The organism is Nonlabens sp., from assembly GCF_051251825.1.
Taxonomy (GTDB): Bacteria; Bacteroidota; Bacteroidia; order Flavobacteriales; family Flavobacteriaceae; genus Nonlabens.
The window spans coordinates 19,149-37,577 of record NZ_JBPOGG010000016.1; the positions used below are offsets into that span (position 1 = coordinate 19,149).

General features: G+C 36.7%; 15 protein-coding genes. 8 read left to right on the forward strand and 7 right to left on the reverse strand.

Annotation, left to right across the window (positions count from 1 at the left end):
- The first annotated feature begins 27 nt into the window (after positions 1–27).
- A complete protein-coding gene (locus tag ACSHWW_RS13360) occupies positions 28–1,500 on the forward strand; it encodes a T9SS type A sorting domain-containing protein (protein WP_435682966.1) in 1,473 nt (490 codons plus the stop codon).
- A 49-nt stretch (positions 1,501–1,549) separates the two neighbouring features.
- On the opposite strand, the gene groL is transcribed toward ACSHWW_RS13360, so the two are convergent.
- From groL to miaB, 7 genes are all read right to left on the reverse strand, one after another.
- The gene (groL, locus tag ACSHWW_RS13365) at positions 1,550–3,187 is read right to left on the reverse strand and encodes a chaperonin GroEL (RefSeq protein ID WP_435682967.1); all 1,638 of its coding nucleotides are present in this window, start codon (positions 3,185–3,187) and stop codon (positions 1,550–1,552) included.
- Between the two features lie 110 nt (positions 3,188–3,297).
- The gene (locus ACSHWW_RS13370; protein ID WP_435682968.1) at positions 3,298–3,573 is read right to left on the reverse strand and encodes a co-chaperone GroES; all 276 of its coding nucleotides are present in this window, start codon (positions 3,571–3,573) and stop codon (positions 3,298–3,300) included.
- Positions 3,574–3,713: 140 nt separating this feature from the next.
- A complete protein-coding gene (gene secG, locus ACSHWW_RS13375) occupies positions 3,714–4,067 on the reverse strand; it encodes a preprotein translocase subunit SecG (protein WP_435682969.1) in 354 nt (117 codons plus the stop codon).
- Positions 4,068–4,907: a hypothetical protein gene (locus ACSHWW_RS13380; RefSeq protein WP_435682970.1), complete on the reverse strand. Its 840-nt coding sequence runs from the start codon at positions 4,905–4,907 to the stop codon at positions 4,068–4,070.
- A complete protein-coding gene (lptE, locus tag ACSHWW_RS13385) occupies positions 4,901–5,416 on the reverse strand; it encodes an LPS assembly lipoprotein LptE (RefSeq protein WP_435682971.1) in 516 nt (171 codons plus the stop codon). The genes ACSHWW_RS13380 and lptE overlap by 7 nt, the downstream gene beginning before the upstream one ends.
- Entirely contained in the window at positions 5,406–6,695 is a 1,290-nt protein-coding gene (locus ACSHWW_RS13390; protein WP_435682972.1) for a sigma 54-interacting transcriptional regulator, read from the reverse strand. The genes lptE and ACSHWW_RS13390 overlap by 11 nt, the downstream gene beginning before the upstream one ends.
- A gap of 1 nt (position 6,696) precedes the next feature.
- Positions 6,697–8,169 carry a tRNA (N6-isopentenyl adenosine(37)-C2)-methylthiotransferase MiaB gene (gene miaB, locus ACSHWW_RS13395; RefSeq protein ID WP_435682973.1) on the reverse strand — a complete coding sequence of 491 codons (1,473 nt, stop codon included), beginning with the start codon at positions 8,167–8,169 and terminating at the stop codon, positions 6,697–6,699.
- A 428-nt stretch (positions 8,170–8,597) separates the two neighbouring features.
- Between miaB and topA the strand changes: the two genes are divergently transcribed.
- The 7 genes from topA to ACSHWW_RS13430 all read left to right on the forward strand — a co-directional run bounded on the left by topA (position 8,598) and on the right by ACSHWW_RS13430 (position 18,082).
- Positions 8,598–11,123, forward strand: a complete 2,526-nt coding sequence (gene topA / locus ACSHWW_RS13400; protein ID WP_435682974.1) for a type I DNA topoisomerase — start codon at positions 8,598–8,600, stop codon at positions 11,121–11,123.
- Positions 11,124–11,128: 5 nt separating this feature from the next.
- Entirely contained in the window at positions 11,129–12,289 is a 1,161-nt protein-coding gene (locus tag ACSHWW_RS13405; protein WP_435682975.1) for a formimidoylglutamase, read from the forward strand.
- Between the two features lie 115 nt (positions 12,290–12,404).
- Positions 12,405–13,772, forward strand: coding sequence for a gliding motility lipoprotein GldK (gene gldK / locus ACSHWW_RS13410; RefSeq protein WP_435682976.1), 1,368 nt, complete (start codon positions 12,405–12,407; stop codon positions 13,770–13,772).
- A 43-nt stretch (positions 13,773–13,815) separates the two neighbouring features.
- The gene (gldL, locus tag ACSHWW_RS13415; protein WP_435682977.1) at positions 13,816–14,475 is read left to right on the forward strand and encodes a gliding motility protein GldL; all 660 of its coding nucleotides are present in this window, start codon (positions 13,816–13,818) and stop codon (positions 14,473–14,475) included.
- 52 nt (positions 14,476–14,527) lie between these two features.
- Positions 14,528–16,066, forward strand: coding sequence for a gliding motility protein GldM (gene gldM, locus ACSHWW_RS13420; protein ID WP_435682978.1), 1,539 nt, complete (start codon positions 14,528–14,530; stop codon positions 16,064–16,066).
- A gap of 17 nt (positions 16,067–16,083) precedes the next feature.
- Positions 16,084–16,959, forward strand: a complete 876-nt coding sequence (gene gldN, locus ACSHWW_RS13425) for a gliding motility protein GldN (protein WP_435682979.1) — start codon at positions 16,084–16,086, stop codon at positions 16,957–16,959.
- Positions 16,960–17,044: 85 nt separating this feature from the next.
- Positions 17,045–18,082, forward strand: coding sequence for an NAD(P)/FAD-dependent oxidoreductase (locus ACSHWW_RS13430; protein ID WP_435682980.1), 1,038 nt, complete (start codon positions 17,045–17,047; stop codon positions 18,080–18,082).
- The last annotated feature ends 347 nt before the right edge of the window (positions 18,083–18,429 follow it).

The window sequence follows — 18,429 nt, forward strand, 5'->3', positions numbered from 1 at the left end:
ATCTATTCTCACTTTAAATCTTCAGCTATGCTTCGTATATTATATCCTATCCTATTTGTTGTTACTTTATTAAGTGTAAACTTCATGTGCGCTCAAAATTTGGGTAGTGGTTATAGTCTCAACGACACTTCATTAAGACCTATGCAATCAGCCGCAAAGCCTACTTATTTACAATCTTTTAGTGATCCGTCTTTTCCAGCTACGACCATACGTAGAATAAGTGATGCGGCAGTAGGTACCGTAAGAGTACCTATGTATAGTACAATTCAATCCTGGAATGCAGACGAAAGTCTTATGATTATATATGGTAATGGGTCTCATTATTTACTTGATGGTGCTACTTATGCACCTATAAGAGTCATGAACGACATTAATCCTGATGATGTTGAAACACTGTTTTGGGATTTTAATAATGCAGATATTTTGTATTATATAGATGATACAAATTCTGAATTAATATCATATAATGCACGAACTTTAGCTAAAACAACACTAGTGAATTTGAGTAATATCACATCTTGTAGTGGAACTATTACTAGCGGGAATGATGTCCAAATGATGTCTTGGGATAGTGATGTTATCACGTTTAGATGTGGTAATAACGCTGCTTACTATTATAGAATTTCTACAGCAAGTCTGGTTCAATTTAACATTACGAATATTAATAGCACAGCGCCTATGCCTTTTCCTAGTGGGAATTTATTCTTTCATAGAAATAAAGTTTATGATGCTGCTGGGAATTATGTACGTGACTTAAATGTCAGTAATGTGGAACATTCATGCTTAGGTAAATTGAGCAATGGAAATGACGCTTATTATGCAGTTGCATTTGCTTCAGGTCCTAATGGTGGTTGTGTTGCTACACTTGTGGTCCACGATGCGACTACCGGAAGTTGTTATGACGCGACACCTATTGCAAATTACACCTATACCCAATCGGGTACTCATATATCTGCGCTCGCACATAAGAACAGTCAAGATGGCTGGGTAGCAGTTTCTTGTATGGGATATGATCTCGACGGGCAAGATATTTTAGATCAAGAACTTTTTATCGCTCAAGCTGGTCCTACCAGTGCTAGTGTCTATAGAGTAGCTCATCATAGATCTGATGAGGTAGAGTTTGATTATTGGGGAGAACCTCATGTGACCATAAGTCCTTCTGGAACGAGATTACTATTTGGTTCAGACTGGAGTGGAGTAGATGATGGAGCGCAAGTTGATGCTTACGTAGCTGAATTAAATAGTTACACGTTGTCTAACACAACTGAATTTAAAAAACAAATCTCCATTTACCCTAATCCTTCCTCTGCCTATATTAATGTTGCAGGTATTAATGATGATTATAAATACCAAATTTTAGACGTTTCGGGAAGAGTTATTCTCAACGGTGCAATCACCATTTCAAATCCTATTTATATTGCTGAATTCCCTACAGGTGTTTACTTCCTTAAACTAGAGTCAAATCAACAAGAAGAGATTGTATCATTTATTAAAAACTAAAAAAGCCATCTCATGAGAGATGGCTTTCTATAAATTAATGAAGTGATGCTTACATCATTCCACCCATGCCGCCTGGCATTCCACCTGGCATTCCGCCACCGGCGTTATCTTCTTTAATCTCTACAAGAGCACACTCAGTAGTAAGGATCATTCCTGAAACAGATGCTGCATTTTCAAGTGCTACACGAGTTACTTTTTTAGGATCGATGATACCAGCTTTCAACATATCTACATAAGCATCATTTTTTGCATCATAACCTTGATTTCCTTTTGATTCAAGAATCTTAGAAATTACAACGCTTCCTTCACCACCAGCATTTTCAACGATAGTTCTTAAAGGTGCCTCAACAGCGCGTGCTACAATAGCTATTCCTGTTTCCTCGTCAGCATTTACAGCTTTCAATTTACTCAATGCAGCCTTAGCGCGTACAAGAGCAACTCCACCACCAGCAACTATTCCTTCTTCAACCGCAGCACGAGTCGCATTTAATGCATCATCTACACGGTCTTTCTTTTCTTTCATTTCTACTTCACTTGCTGCACCTACATAAAGTACCGCAACACCACCAGCTAGCTTAGCTAGACGTTCTTGAAGTTTTTCTTTATCATAGTCAGACGTAGTGTTCTCGATTTGAGATTTTATTTGTCCTACACGAGATTTGATGTCTGCAGCTTTACCGCTTCCATTTACTAGAGTCGTGTTGTCTTTATTGATATCTACTTTCTCTGCAGTACCTAACATTTCAAGTGTTGTGTTCTCAAGAGTAAATCCTCTTTCTTCAGAGATTACGGTTCCACCTGTAAGAATAGCGATGTCTTCTAACATTGCTTTTCTACGATCTCCAAAACCTGGTGCTTTAACAGCAGCAATTTTAAGAGAACCTCTTAATTTATTGACTACTAGAGTTGCAAGAGCTTCTCCATCTACATCTTCGGCAATAATAAGAAGTGGCTTACCTGTTTGAGCAACTGGCTCAAGAACTGGCATCAATTCTTTCATTGTTGAGATTTTCTTATCAAACAATAAGATATAAGGATTGTCTAACTCAGTAGTCATTTTCTCAGAGTTAGTTACAAAGTATGGAGAAAGGTATCCACGGTCAAACTGCATTCCTTCTACAACGTCCACATAAGTTTCAGTTCCTTTTGCTTCTTCTACAGTTATAACACCTTCTTTTCCTACTTTGCTAAATGCTTTTGCGATAAGATCACCTACCACATCATCATTATTTGCAGATATAGACGCAACCTGTTTGATCATTTCACTAGAGCCACCTACTTTTTTAGATTGCTTATCAAGATCAGCAGTTATAGCCTCAACAGCTTTATCGATACCGCGCTTTAAATCCATAGGATTTGCACCAGCAGCTACGTTTTTTAATCCTTCTTTTACGATTGCTTGTGCAAGAACTGTTGCGGTAGTTGTTCCATCACCAGCAAGATCATTAGTTCTTGAAGCAACTTCTTTTACCATTTGAGCTCCCATGTTCTCAAGCTCATCTGCAAGCTCAATTTCTTTTGCCACAGATACACCATCTTTAGTTACCACTGGCGCACCAAAAGATTTCCCAATAATTACATTGCGTCCTTTAGGACCTAAAGTTACTTTAACAGCATTTGCAAGCGCATCAACACCGCGCTTGATTCCATCTCTTGCTTCTAAGTCAAATTTTATTTCTTTAGCCATTTTGATTTTGTTTAGTAAAAGTACTGCAGTAGTACTTTTGATATTAGTATTCTATATTCTTAATAATGAATTTGATTGTTGCATCTCGCTTTCGCGAAAGCGAAATCAAATTAAACGATTGCTAGGATATCGTCCTCGCGCATCATTAAATACTCAGCACCATCCAGTTTAAGTTCAGTACCGCTGTATTTTCCATAAAGAACAGTGTCTCCTACTTTTACTGTCATATCGTGATCCTTTTTTCCTTTCCCTACTGCTACGACTTTCCCTTGTTGAGGTTTCTCTTTTGCAGTGTCAGGAATGTAAAGTCCCGATGCAGTTTTTTGCTCAGCTGCCATAGGCTCGATAAGCACTCTGTCTGATAAAGGTTGAATTTTTAATGCCATTATAATAGAATTTTAATTGATTTATTTTGAACTCCTATGCTCTATAAGTATGCCATTTAAAATGGACTGACAAAACATCATACAAAAAAAATATCCAACCGTTATGGTTGGATATTTTGTCAGTTGAAATGTCGTTATGACTACTGTCCATCTACTGGAGTAGCAGTATCATTAGTAGTTGCTGCTGGAGTAGGTAGGTTTGCAGGAACTTCAACATTATTTGTGTCTATAATTTCTCTGTTTGCGCTGGTCTTCTCTGTAATAAGCACAGAACTAGCAGCTAGAATTAATACTAATAGAAGTGTAGAAAGAACCCATGTACTTTTATCTAAAAAGTCTCCTGTTTTCTTAACACCACCTAATTGTTGTGTGCCACCACCACCAAAACTTGATGAAAGTCCGCCACCTTTAGGATTTTGTACCATGATTACTACTACTAGTAAAAAGGATACCACTACGATTAATCCTAAAAAAAGATAAAATAATGTGCTCATTTATGTATTGCTTTGAATGTTCTTAATTTCCCGAATTCGGTCTGCAAAGAAACCACTTTTTTCTGGATGGTGCAAAACTAAAACTTCATAAGCTTGAATAGCTTTAGCATAGTTATTTTGAGCGAGATAGACTTGCGCCAGTGTTTCCGTCATTAGTTGTTCCGAGCTTGTGGTAAAATCGGCTATGTTTGTACTAGAAATTTTATCTTTTCTAGGCTTGATTTTAGGTTTATCGGCAAGAAATTGATCGATGATTGCCATTTTTTCAGCACGATCTTTATCTAGTGGAACCACTTCTTTTAATTCCTTTTCCTTTACTTGAACTTGTTGAGTTGCAGGTTCAGTTCTGACTATAGGCTTTAAAGTCGTTAACTTGAGCCACTCAGCAAAACTGTAGGTCTCTTGAGCGTCAAATTGTATAGGTTCTTCTACAATAGAAGCTTGTGGTCGCTCAAATAAATGAGGATCCAGTGTGTTTTTAAAATCCACACTACTGTTTAAATCTTCTTCTTGTAATTCTAAGGTTTCTACTTCTACAGGAATGTCCTTTAAATAATCCTGTTGTTTTTTAATTTGCTCACTGATTCTATTTTGAATAAAAACTGGCGAAGTAATAAAGTCAAATAAAACACCTCTATCACCCGTATGAGTTGCAGTTACTTGAAGCTCCTTATTATATAAAGGACTACTTTCATTATGTAAGCCTTTGAGGTAAACACTACGCGCGGCTTGAAACCAAGAGTGATTATTTATAGCTTTTTCGAGAACCAATAAATCGTCTGCAACCATAGTTTCTGGTGCGCTTAGTAATTCATTGATACGAGTGTTTTGTGTTACCATTGTGCGAGAGTATCTGCAAATATGTCTTGAGTGATCTGATCAAATATCACCTCTAGAGCAGTATCCAGCGCCGGACCTTGCAATTGTGTTGTAGAGCTATAGTCATAGAAGAAACTATATTTTTTTTCAAAACTAGCTTCATCGTCTTTAGTATTTGTAAACCTTAAATTTACTTCTATAGTCACTCGGTTTTGCGATGCTGTATTATTTGCAGTCGCAGTCATAGGTGCTATGTAAAATCGAGTGATTTCTCCTTGATAGATATAATCTCCTTTTTTATTGACAAGATCAAGACTACTCTGATTTAAAATTAGGTCTTGTAATTGTAACGTAAATGTTCTTTCAATTCCAGGTTCTACGTAAGAAGCTTGATTTTGAAAAAAATCAACTTGGTATGTTTTAATATTATCAGGAATAGAAACACCAGATAGACTATAACCAAAACCACAAGAAGTAATCGTCATAAAAATAACGATCACAAGAACGGATTTTAAACTTCTATAAATCATATTGTTTGATTTTGCGATATAATGTACGCTCTGATATTCCTAGGTCGTCTGCAGCGGCTTTACGTTTTCCTTTGTGACGTTCTAGCGACTTTTTAATAAGCTCTATTTCCTTATCCATTAAAGATAATGATTCCTCTTCTTGAACCTCTTGAGCAAAGTCATAACGGTCATTTTGTGAAACAGGCTCATTATATGTAGGAGTAGGCTGCGCGTCATAAGATGAAGATTCCACCTGATTGATCTCATATGCTTGATCGATCACATCTTCATAATCATCACCACTTGTGTCTTCACCGTAAATACGCTTGATGAGACTTTTGTTCTCCTCTTGAACCTCATTGATATCACCATTAACCATTAACTTATTAGTTAATTTTTTAAGATCATTCAAGTCGTTTTTCATATCAAAAAGCACCTTGTAAAGAATCTCACGCTCGTTTGCAAACTCACTATCGCTCTTCTTATTAGAACCTATTACTGCTGGTAAATTCTTTCCAGCGTCTGGCAAGTAATTACGCAGTGTAGCAGCATTAATATGACGTTCTTTTTCAAGAACGCTTACTTGCTCTGCAATGTTGCGCAGTTGTCGTATGTTACCGCTCCAGCGATAACTCTCTAATAAAGAAATAGCACCTTCATCTAGTCGTAGAGTAGGCATTTTATATTTCATAGCAAAGTCTGACGCAAACTTGCGGAATAACAAATGAATATCTCCTTTACGCTCACGTAGTGGTGGTAAATGAATATCTACCGTACTTAATCTATAAAATAAATCTTCTCTAAACTTTCCTTTCTCAATCGCATCAGTCATGCGCACGTTTGTCGCCGCGACTATGCGTACATTAGTCTTTTGGGTTGCTGAGGATCCTACTTTTAAAAATTCCCCATTCTCTAGTACACGTAGTAATCTTACTTGCGTAGGTAATGGAAGTTCTCCTACTTCATCTAGGAAAATAGTACCACCATCTGCCACTTCAAAATATCCCGATCGGGTAGAAGTAGCTCCGGTAAAAGCACCTTTTTCATGTCCAAAAAGCTCTGAATCTATCGTTCCCTCAGGAATTGCACCACAGTTTACCGCAATGTATTTACCATGTTTACGGTGTGATTGAGCGTGAATAATTTTAGGAATACTTTCCTTTCCTACTCCACTTTCACCAGTTACGAGAACAGAAATATCAGTAGGCGCAACCTGAATCGCTTTTTCTATCGCACGATTGAATCCAGGATCATTTCCTATGAGTTCAAAACGCTGTTTTATAGATTGTACACTTTCCATATTACTTAGTATCTATAGTTAGTGGACCTTTCATGTCTGAGTATCCTACCGCTTCACCTATTAATGTGGCACTAGTACAATCAGTAATTTTTACATTTACAAAATCACCTACCTTATAATGTTCTTTAGGGAATACAGCGACATAATTTTGTGAATTACGACCAGCCCATTGTAAATCAGATTTTTTTGATTCCTTTTCAATAAGACATTCTACAGTTTTACCTATAAAGTATTGTGCACGTTCTAATCCTGTACGACGTTGAACTGCTATAATTTCATTAAGACGACGACTTTTCACTTCCTCTGGAACATCATCTTCCATTTTACGCGCGGCAAGTGTTCCTGGTCGCTCAGAATAAGCAAACATAAAACCGTAGTCATATTTTACATATTCCATAAGACTTAAAGTGTCTTGATGATCTTCTTCAGTCTCAGTAGGGAAACCAGTAATCATATCTTGAGAAACTGCACATTCTGGAATAATAGCGTGAACACGATCGATCAGTCTCATATATTCCTCACGAGTATGTAAACGATTCATCTCTTTTAAAATGCGATCACTACCTGACTGCACTGGCAAGTGGATATAATTACAAATGTTTCTATGTTGAGCAATAGCATGCAGCACATCATCACTTATATCCTGCGGATTGCTAGTCGCAAAACGTACTCTTAAATCCGGTTGTGCGATTGCTACTTGATTCAATAATTGAGCAAAATCTACGGCAGTAGCTTGTGCCATTGGTGTAGCTTTTGAAAAGTCCTTTTTCAGTCCGCCACCATACCATAGGTAAGAATCTACATTCTGGCCTAATAGTGTTACCTCTTTAAAGCCTTTACTAACTAGATCGTTTATTTCTTCAAGAATACTTTGTGGATCACGGCTGCGTTCTCGACCGCGAGTAAATGGAACTACACAAAACGTACACATATTATCACAACCACGTGTTATGGAAACAAAAGCAGTGACTCCATTAGAATTCAATCGTACTGGAGCAATATCTCCATAAGTTTCTTCTTTAGAAAGTAGTACGTTTACAGCGTCGCGACCTTCATCAATCTCAGCAACTAGGTTAGGTAAATCCTTGTAAGCATCTGGTCCTACAACCATATCCACAATCTTTTCTTCTTCTAGGAACTTTGCCTTCAAGCGCTCAGCCATACAACCTAGAACACCTACTTTCATATTAGGATTTTGACGTTCCTTAACTCGATTGTATTTCTCAAGACGTTTGCGCACCGTTTGCTCAGCCTTATCTCTTATCGAGCAAGTGTTTACGAGTACTAGATCTGCTTCTTCTAGTTTATTGGTAGTATTAAAACCTTCTTTAGCAAGTATAGACGCCACGATTTCTGAATCCGAAAAATTCATCTGGCAACCATAACTCTCTATAAATAATTTACGACCATTCTTGCTGTTATTTTCCAGCTGTATCGTCGTTCCTTGTTTTTCTTCTTCTATAATCTTTTCCATCTACGTATCTCCATTAATAAGCGTGCAAAGATAATCATTTCGCTTATTTTGTGACATATTGTCATATAAATGATTGTTTTAATTACGCTTTCGCGAAAGCGTGTATATAAAACACTTCAAACAACAATTCACAGATTCATTAAAAATTTAGTAACTAATTGCTGATTATAGCAATATATAGACTCCTTCCTTTGAAGGAAGGTTGGGATGGATGTTGGAGTGTGCTAAAAATAAAATTGGTTTGTTTCTATCTTAAAAACTAGACTATAAGCAATAGATTTACTGTTGCTGTTCGACTCTTTAATATATAACCTGCCTATTTTGAACCTATTGAGTTTTAATGAACTAATTTAATTTATTGAATTACAGATAGTTAGGTTTTAATAAAAAAATACACATACCTTTGCAGTCCAAAAATTCAAATCTGAATGGCAAAGAATCTTGTAATCGTAGAGTCGCCTGCAAAGGCAAAAACCATAGAAAAATTCTTAGGTAAAGACTATAAAGTAGCATCTAGTTTTGGTCATATCGCTGATCTTCCTTCTAAAGAGTTAGGTGTAGATGTGGATAAAGACTTCCTGCCTAAATATGTAGTAAGTTCAGATAAAAAAGATCTGGTTAAGAAACTCAAAAAAATGGCTGCTGACTCAGAAATGGTATGGCTAGCGAGTGATGAGGATCGAGAAGGAGAAGCGATTGCTTGGCACCTTGCTGAGCAACTAGACTTAAAGAAGGAGAAAACTAAACGTATCGTTTTTAACGCGATTACTAAAAGTGCGATTCAAAAAGCGATTGAAAATCCACGTCAGATTGATTATGATTTAGTAAATGCGCAACAAGCACGTAGAATTTTAGATCGTATTGTAGGTTATGAAATATCACCTATTTTATGGAGAAAAGTAAAAGGTGGCGCTAGTGCTGGCCGTGTACAATCTGTTGCAGTGCGATTAATCGTGGAGCGTGAGAACGAGATCATCAACTTTAAAAGCAGTAATTTCTTTAGAATAGATGCAGATTTTAATACTAAAGAAGGAAGTTTATTAAAAGCAAAATTACCTGGAAACTTAAACTCGCTTAAAGAGGCACAAAGTTTCCTGGAATTAAACAAAGGAGCACAGTTTGAAGTAGCTGACTTAACTAAAAAGCCAGCTACCAAAAGTCCTGCTCCGCCGTTTACAACATCTACTTTACAGCAAGAAGCTTCTCGTAAGTTGTTCTTTAATGTAAGTCGTACCATGCAACTAGCACAACGATTATATGAAGCTGGACTGATTACTTACATGAGAACAGATTCTGTCAACTTAAGTAATGAAGCAAAAAAAGGTGCTCAAGCTGAGATTGAAAGTGCTTATGGAGAAAAATTCCATAAAGAACGTAACTATAAAGGAAAGTCTAAAGGTGCTCAAGAGGCTCACGAAGCGATCCGACCTACTGATTTTGGCGTGCATAGTGCTGGACTTGATAAAGATCAAACTCGTTTATATGAGTTGATTTGGAAACGAGCCATTGCAAGTCAAATGAGTGATGCAAAACTAGAACGTACTAACGTTTCTATAAGCGCAAACACTCATGATAAGAGATTCACAGCGAGTGGAGAGATTGTAAAGTTTGAAGGGTTCTTAAAAGTATATCTAGAAAGTACTGATGATGAAGATCTAGAACAACAAGGATTATTGCCTGCATTAACCGTAGGTCAAGATTTATTAAATAAAAAAATTACTGCAACTGAGCGTTTCTCAAGACCGCCATATCGTTATACTGAAGCTTCTCTAGTAAAGCAGCTTGAGGAATTAGGAATAGGTCGTCCATCTACTTATGCACCTACTATTACTACGGTGCAGAATAGAAAGTACGTAGAAAAAGGAATTTCCCAAGGAGAAGAACGTGCTTACAAGCAATTAATCCTTGCAAAAGATGACATTAAAGAAAAAGAGCTTACTGAAAAAACAGGAGCAGATAAAGGAAAACTTGTCCCGACAGATGTAGGTCGTGTTGTAAATGATTTTCTTGTGGAGCACTTTAGCAACATTCTAGATTACAACTTTACCGCAAAGGTAGAAGAGTCCTTTGATAACATCGCCGAAGGTAAAGAAGAGTGGACGGATATGATGAATCATTTCTACAAAGGTTTTCATCCTAAAGTTCAAGACGTTGCAGAAAACGCAGAACGTGAAGTAGGAGAAAGAATCTTAGGAACTGATGAGAAAACAGGAAAACCTATCAGTGTGCGTTTAGGACGTTTTGGCGCTATGGCACAAATAGGTAGTGTAGAAGATGAGGAAAAGCCTCAATTTGCGAGTTTGCTTCCATCACAATCTTTAAATACCATTACACTTGAAGAAGTAATGGACTTATTTAAACTTCCTAGAACAGTCGGAGAATATAATGGACATCCCGTTGAGGTAAATCAAGGGCGTTTCGGTCCTTATGTGAAATTTAACGAGAAGACTTTTGTTTCTCTTGAAGAAGGAGATGATCCTATGACGTTGACTTTTGAAAGAGCTGCAGAGTTGATTCAAATGAAAGAAAAAGCAGATGCTCCTATATACATGTATGATGAACAGCCTGTTACAAAAGGTGTAGGTCGTTTTGGTCCGTTTATTAAATGGGCAGGAATGTTTATCTCTGTAAATAAGAAATATGATTTTGATAATCTTTCAAATGATGATATCGAGCAATTAATTAAAGATAAAATCCAGAAAGAAAAGGATAAATTGATTGTGGATTGGGAAGAAGAAGGAATACGTATCGAGAAAGCTCGATGGGGACGACATAATATAATCAAGGGAAAAACTAAAGTTGAATTATCCAAAGATGTAGATCCTTTAAAGATTACCTTAGAAAAAGCGCAAGACCTTCTTGCAAAAAAAGCTCCTAAAAAGAAAGCCGCTGCAAAGAAAAAGCCAGCTGCAAAGAAAAAACCAGCCGCAAAAAAGAAAACGACTAAGAAGTAATTTAAATGGCGTTTGAATTCTTAAAACCGGTTAATGATGCAGCACAAGCACATGCGATGTTGCAACCACAGCACAGTATAGGGAATGTAATTAAAATACATACTAGTCATACAGGATTGCCACAATTAGATGGCGTACAGATGGTGTTGATTGGTGTTTTAGAAAATCGACATGATGAGAATGCTTTATTGCAAATTCAAAATGTCGATCCGGTAAGAAAGCAATTCTATGAGCTGTTTCCTGGCAATTGGGCACTCAATATTGTTGATTTGGGAGATATCCATCCTGGAGATACGGTTGAGGATACCTATTACGTTCTCAAACAATTGACTTCTCATCTTCTTATTAAAAATATTATTCCGATTTATTTAGGCGGTAGTCAGGACTTGATGTATCCTATCTATAGAGCATTTGACGATATACAGCACATGATAAATGTGGTCAATGTTGATTGTCGATTTGACGTAGGTGATATAGAAGCACCTATCTCCTCACGTAGTTATGTAGGGAAAATGGTGACGGAACAGCCTTATAATTTGTTCAATTATAGTAATTTAGGATTCCAGACTTATTTTAACAGTCAGGATGAGATTGAGTTGTTAGAGCGCATGTTTTTTGACGCGACACGTTTAGGGATGCTAGATGATGATATTAAGCAAGCCGAGCCTGTAATGCGCGACGCAGATGTGGTAGGTGTAGATATAGCCGTTGTTAAAGCTGGAGATAGCGCTTTCGCGAAAGCGAATCCAAACGGACTCAATGGTAAACAGATATGTAGTTTATCGAGATATGCTGGTATAAGTGATCGCACAAAAGTTTTTGGGATTTTTGAAATACCTGTGGAGCCTTCAATAACCGGTTCGCAACTTATTGCAGAAATGATGTGGTATTTTATCGAAGGTTATAATTATCGAGCAGGAGAGCATCCTGTAAACGTTAAAAATGGCTTTTTAAAGTACAATGTACCTATAGAAAACGATGTTCTTACCTTCTATAAGTCCAGTGCTACCGGTAGATGGTGGATAGAATTACCTTTTATTTCAAATGTTAATAATAAACTAAAACAACATACGTTATTACCATGTACTCGCAAGGATTATGAACTGGCATGTGATCAAAATATTCCAGAGCGATGGTTAAAAGCGAGAAGAAAGAATGAAGTTTAGCGATTTAATGCGTAATTTGTCAAACTAAATTTATTTGGTAAAAAAAAGTTGCCAGATAGAAATGTTTTAAATAGGTTTACGCCCTTAATTCATAAAGAAAACATAAAATACCCTTATGAAAAAGTTATTTATCCTTGCAGCAGTAGTTGTATTTCTAGCAAGTTGTGGTCGTGGAGACCGTGGAATGGTAGTAGGAGCTAAAGGAAAAGCTTGGCATCCTGAAAAGCCTTATGGTATGACATTAGTGCCTGGTGGCGCGTTTATCATGGGAAAAAGTGATGACGATTTTGCCGCAACTAATAATGCGCCAACAAAAACAGTGACAGTTCCATCATTTTACATGGATGAAACTGAAATCACAAATGCTGAGTATCGCCAGTTCGTTTACTGGGTAAGAGACTCAATCTTCAGAACTCGCCTTGCTATTATGGCAGACGATAATGGAGCTACTCCAGGAGATGATGGGATCGGTGAATTTGCATTCTTGGATGCAGATGATAGCGCAGATTTATCGCCTTGGGAGCAGTATTATCAGGATAACTATGCTGGTATGGGAGAAACTGGATATGAAGGTCGTAAATTAAACAAGGACGCAGACTTGATTTGGGATACTGAAGATATTCCAGATGAATTCTATGCTGAGGTGTACGATTCAATGTATATTCCTTTTGAAGAAATGTATAATGGACAGCGTACTCTTGATGTGAAGAAGCTAGTCTTTACTTATTCAGAAATGGATATCGCTAAAGCGGCTCGTAATCCTAAGAAGAAAAGAAGTGAGTTCATCACTCAAACTCCAGTTCAGATTTATCCTGACACTACAGTTTGGATCCGTGATTTCAACTACTCGTATAACGAGCCTATGCATAATGACTATTTCTGGCATGAAGCATATAGTGATTATCCAGTAGTAGGAGTTAACTGGAAGCAAGCAAAAGCTTTCTGTCAGTGGAGAACTTTATATCACAACTCATTTAGAAAGCAACGTGGTCGTCATAATGTAAATTCTTACCGTTTACCTACTGAGGCAGAATGGGAATATGCAGCTCGTGGTGGTCTAGAAGGAGCTACTTACCCATGGGGTGGACCATATGCAAAGAACGACAGAGGTTGTTTCCTTGCAAATTTCAAACCATTACGTGGAGATTATGCAGCAGATCAAGCACTTTATACTGTTGAAGCTCGTTCTTATGAGCCTAATGAGTATAACTTGTTCAACATGTCTGGTAATGTGTCAGAATGGGTGAATTCATCTTATGATGCAGGATCTTACGAGTTCATGTCTTCTATGAGTCCAGTAGTAAATGATGAAAATAACATGCGTAAAGGTGTACGTGGTGGTTCTTGGAAAGATATTTCTTATTTCTTACAGGTAGGAACACGTGACTATGAGTATGCAGATTCTGCAAGAAGTTATATTGGTTTCCGTACTGTACAATCTTACATGGGAACTGACGTTACTCTTAATGCAGCAACTAACTAAAAATTACCAAAACTAAATTCAACTTAACTAAACCCTAATTAAAATGGCACAGTCTAAAACAACAAAGAAATTATTTAACATGGCTTACGGTATCGGAGCCTCAATTGTAATCATCGGAGCACTTTTCAAAATCCTTCACTGGGAACTTGATTTAGGTTTTGCAAAACTAGGTGGTGGTACTTTACTAGCTATCGGTTTGATTACTGAAGCAATCATTTTCTTCATCTCGGCATTTGAGCCAGTAGAAGATGAATTAGATTGGTCACTTGTTTACCCAGAATTGGCTGGTGGACAAATGGTAAACAAAAAAGGAAAGAAAGAAGAGCCACAAGATGCTCAAGGATTACTTTCTAAGAAATTAGATGAAATGCTTAAAGAAGCTAAATTAGATGGTGAATTAATGTCTAGCTTAGGAAACAGCATCCGTTCTTTTGAAGGAGCTGCAAAAGGTATTGCTCCAACTGCTGAAGCAATGTCATCTACTAAAAAGTATTCTGAAGAAATGGCTCTTGCTGCAGCGCAAATGGAATCATTAAACAGTCTTTATAAAGTACAGGTAGAAAGTTCTACTCGTCAAGCTCAAGCTAACGAAGCAATTGCTGAAAACGCTACAAAACTTCAAGAGCAAATGGCTGGTCTTACTAACAACTTGTCTTCTTTAAACGGCGTTTATGGAAACATGTTAGGTGCAATGAAAGGATAATTAGCAATAATTATATTTAAAACAATTATTAATAATAGCTAATTAGAATATTATGGCAGGAGGAAAACAGTCCCCAAGACAGAAGATGATTAACCTGATGTATCTTGTATTTATTGCAATGCTTGCATTAAACATGAGTAAAGAGGTTCTTCAAGCTTTTGGATTAATAGAGGAAAATTTAAGCGCAAGTAATACAGCACTTGCAACAGTTAATAGCGCATCATTAGAAGATTTGAATAAAAAAGCTTCTACTAATGCAAAGCAGTATGAAAAAGTTGCTGCTACGGCTCAAAAAGTTTCTGATTTAAGTAATGAATATAATACTTACCTAGGTAGTATTAAAGACATGCTTACAGCAACTATCGAACCTGGTTCTGAAAAGGATTATCAAGTACAAGATAAAACGGACATTTTAGATAATCAATTCTTTGTAGGTGATAAATTAAAGCCAGAAGGAGAAGAGTTTAAAACAAAAATGAACGAATATAAGAACAGCATGATTGCTGCTTTAGGTGAAGGTTATCCTGAAGTAAAGGCTGAACTTAATGGTAAATTTGATACGTCTGATGAAACTGATCGTGAAGGTTTATCAAGAGAGTACATGGAGTACAATTATAAAGGTTATCCATTGATTGCTTCTAAAACAAAACTTACTTTATTGCAAAATGAGGTGCGTAATATAGAGTCTGATGTGATGAGTCAACTTTTACAAGGTGAGCTTATTCAAATCGCATCTATGAATAACTATGAGTCAATTGTGAGCCTAGACAAATCTGCTTTCTTTAATGGTGAGTCTGTTACTGGTTCTATTTCATTAGGTCGTTACGATGATACTACGGTTCCTAATAAAGTAGTTATCAACGGTCGTACAATTCCAGAAAGTGAGATTGTAAACGGAAAAGTGCAATTAAAACTTGGTTCAGGTGGAGTAGGTGAAAAGAAAATTACTGGTTATATGGAGTTCGTAGAGAACGATAGTACCATTACTATTCCTATTAAGTCAACATATGCTGTTATACCTAAGCCTAATTCTGCTACTATTAAAGCAGATAAGATGAACGTTGTTTATCGTGGTGTTGATAACCCTATGACTGTAAGTTTTGCTGGAATTCCAAGTAACAAAGTTAATGCCTCAGCTCCTGGTTTAGTGAGAAGTGGTAATGGTTATGTGATGAAGCCTACTTCAGGTAAAGAAGTTAAGATCACAGTTACAGGAACGCTTCCTGATGGAAGTAAAGTTTCTGATTCTGAAAACTTTAGAATTAAAGATTTACCTAGACCAATCGGTACTATTAGTAGAGAGTATATTGATGTTAAGAAAAATAGATCTAACCTTGCGGTATCTACTGTAGGTGCGACATTCGGTGATGATTTTGATTTTGAATTAACACCACGTGTAACTGAGTTCTTATTTAAAGTGCCAGGAGCACCTTCAGTTAAGATTTCAGGAACTAAATTAAATGGAGCTGCTCAAAGTAATTTGAGAAAAGCTCGTAAGGGAGATATCGTACAGTTTGCTGGTATTAGAGCAACTGTTCCAGGAGTGAAGCTTAAGGCAGTGACTCCAGTAGCGGTAGAATTATTAGATTAATTTTGAAAAAAAGAGATATGAATAAGCTGTTTGTTTTTGTATTGGGTGTAATGCTGACTTCGTCTGCATTTGCGCAAAACAATATTCTTAATGCAAAGGATCCAGGAGAGATAGGTAAGAAGACCGCTTCTCAAATGGAAAATGATAATGATACACCTCTTCCTTATGGGTTTATTGGTGATCGTGATGTTCTTTGGTCTAGGACTACTTGGGAAAAGATAGATCTTGATGAAAGAGTGAATTTTCCTTTGTACTATCCAGTAGATACTAATTATGTAGGTAAAGAGCGTCGTTCTTTATTTCACGTAATAGCTGCTGCCGCTAGATCTGGAGAAATTGAGTTATATGGTGATTCATATTTTAATGATAAAAGAAAGTTTTCTGATATTGAAACATCTCTTTCAAGAGTAGATACTTCAGACTATGGTATTGAGCAATTAAATGCTGAAGGTCGTGTTGACGCTGAGTATATTACTAAAACTTCAATTGGTGCAGATAATGTTTCTGCTTACAACGTTAGAGGTTTATGGTATTTAGATACTCGTCAAGGTGAAATGAGGTATCGTATTTTAGGAATCGCTCCGGTAACTCCAGATGTTAACTTTATGGATGACCCTAAAGGTATTGAGTTATTCTGGATTTACTATCCTGATGTACGTGAGTTATTGCATAATGCAAAAGCTTTTAATACTTTGAATTCGGCTAAGCCTATTTCATTTGATCATATTTTAAATGCAAGAAGGTTCAGTGGTGTTATCTATAAAATGGATAACGTTCACGGTGACCGTAAGGTTGAAGCCTACATCGCAGATAACTCTATGATGCAATTGCTTGAGTCGGAACGTTTGAAAGACATCGTTAGGAATAAAGAAATCGATATGTGGAATTACTAGTTCTTATTATTATAGAATTAAAAACGCCTTGCTCTGCAAGGCGTTTTTTTATGCACCATAATCAAATTGATAGTACCTTTGAGCCATGAAAGATGTTTTGATAATAGGTAGTGGAATTGCAGCTTGTTCACTTGCCTGGCAATTGCATGAACAAGGAAAGTCATTTGTAATCATTACGGATTTGAAAAAGGGTAGTAGCGATGTTGCTGCTGGAGTTTATAATCCCATGGTTTTGAAACGTTTTACAGCGGTTTGGAAAGCTCAAGAGCAACTCCATGTAATGAATCAAATGTATGATCATGTTTCTGCTCATATTGGATTAGATTGTCGCACACCAATTACTATTGCCAGGAGATTTCATGATGTAAAGGAAAGTAATACTTGGGTAAAGAAATCTTCTAGGGAAGATCTATGCAGTTTTATGAATTCTAAGATTCAAAGATTATCCATTGATGGAATTGAGGCTGATTCAGGTTATGGTTTTGTAAATGGAACTGGATGGGTTGATGCAACTAGTTTTATGAAAAAAACCCTGCGTTTTTTTGATTCTTCAAATAATGTCCTTTATGAATCTTTTGATAATAATTTACTTCAAGTGCAAAATGGAATTGTTAATTACAAAGCCTTCGAATTTAAAAACCTTGTTTTTGCTGAAGGCTACCGCATGCTCGATAATCCATACTTCAACCATTTACCATTGCAAGGAAATAAGGGTGAGGTGTTAATCGTGAAAATTCCAGGACTGAAATTAGACCATATTATCAAATCATCTGTTTTTTTAATGCCTTTTAAGGACGATTTATTTTGGGTAGGCGCTACTTATGATAGAGACGATTTAGAAGACACTGCAACGTTTGATGGGCGTGAGTTCTTAACGTCGCGGTTAGAACGTTTTATGAAATTACCATATGAGATTGTAGACCATAAACACGGTATACGTCCTACTACAATGGATAGAAGACCATTTGTAGGTCATGATGCTTCTCATAAGAATCTATGGATTTTTAATGGAATGGGTAGCAGAGCTGTCTTATTAGCTCCATGGGCGGCAAATCAAATGATCAACCGTATGTTTAATGATGAGCCATTGAATCCTGAGATTGATATCGCGAGATTTATGTAATCAACCATCACGCACTTGATGCGGGATCTGCTTATGATTGCAAAAGAAAGATTGTTCAGCCTTGTAAATCACGATTTGAATTATCTGATTTTTTAATTATTCCCAACAAGCTGGCAGACAAAAGTCTACCGCTGTGAATTGATTCTGTCGCCTATGGCGTTCTCTCTATTTGCGCTGACTGAAATCGGCTTTTTAAATCCTAACCGTGAATAATTGTTGTAGAAAAACACCTGTTCTTGATCTGCAATAGACTTGGATTTATTTTTCTTTAAACTCACAAACTCACAAACTCACAAACTCACAAACTCACAAACTCACAAACTCACAAACTCACAAACTCACAAACT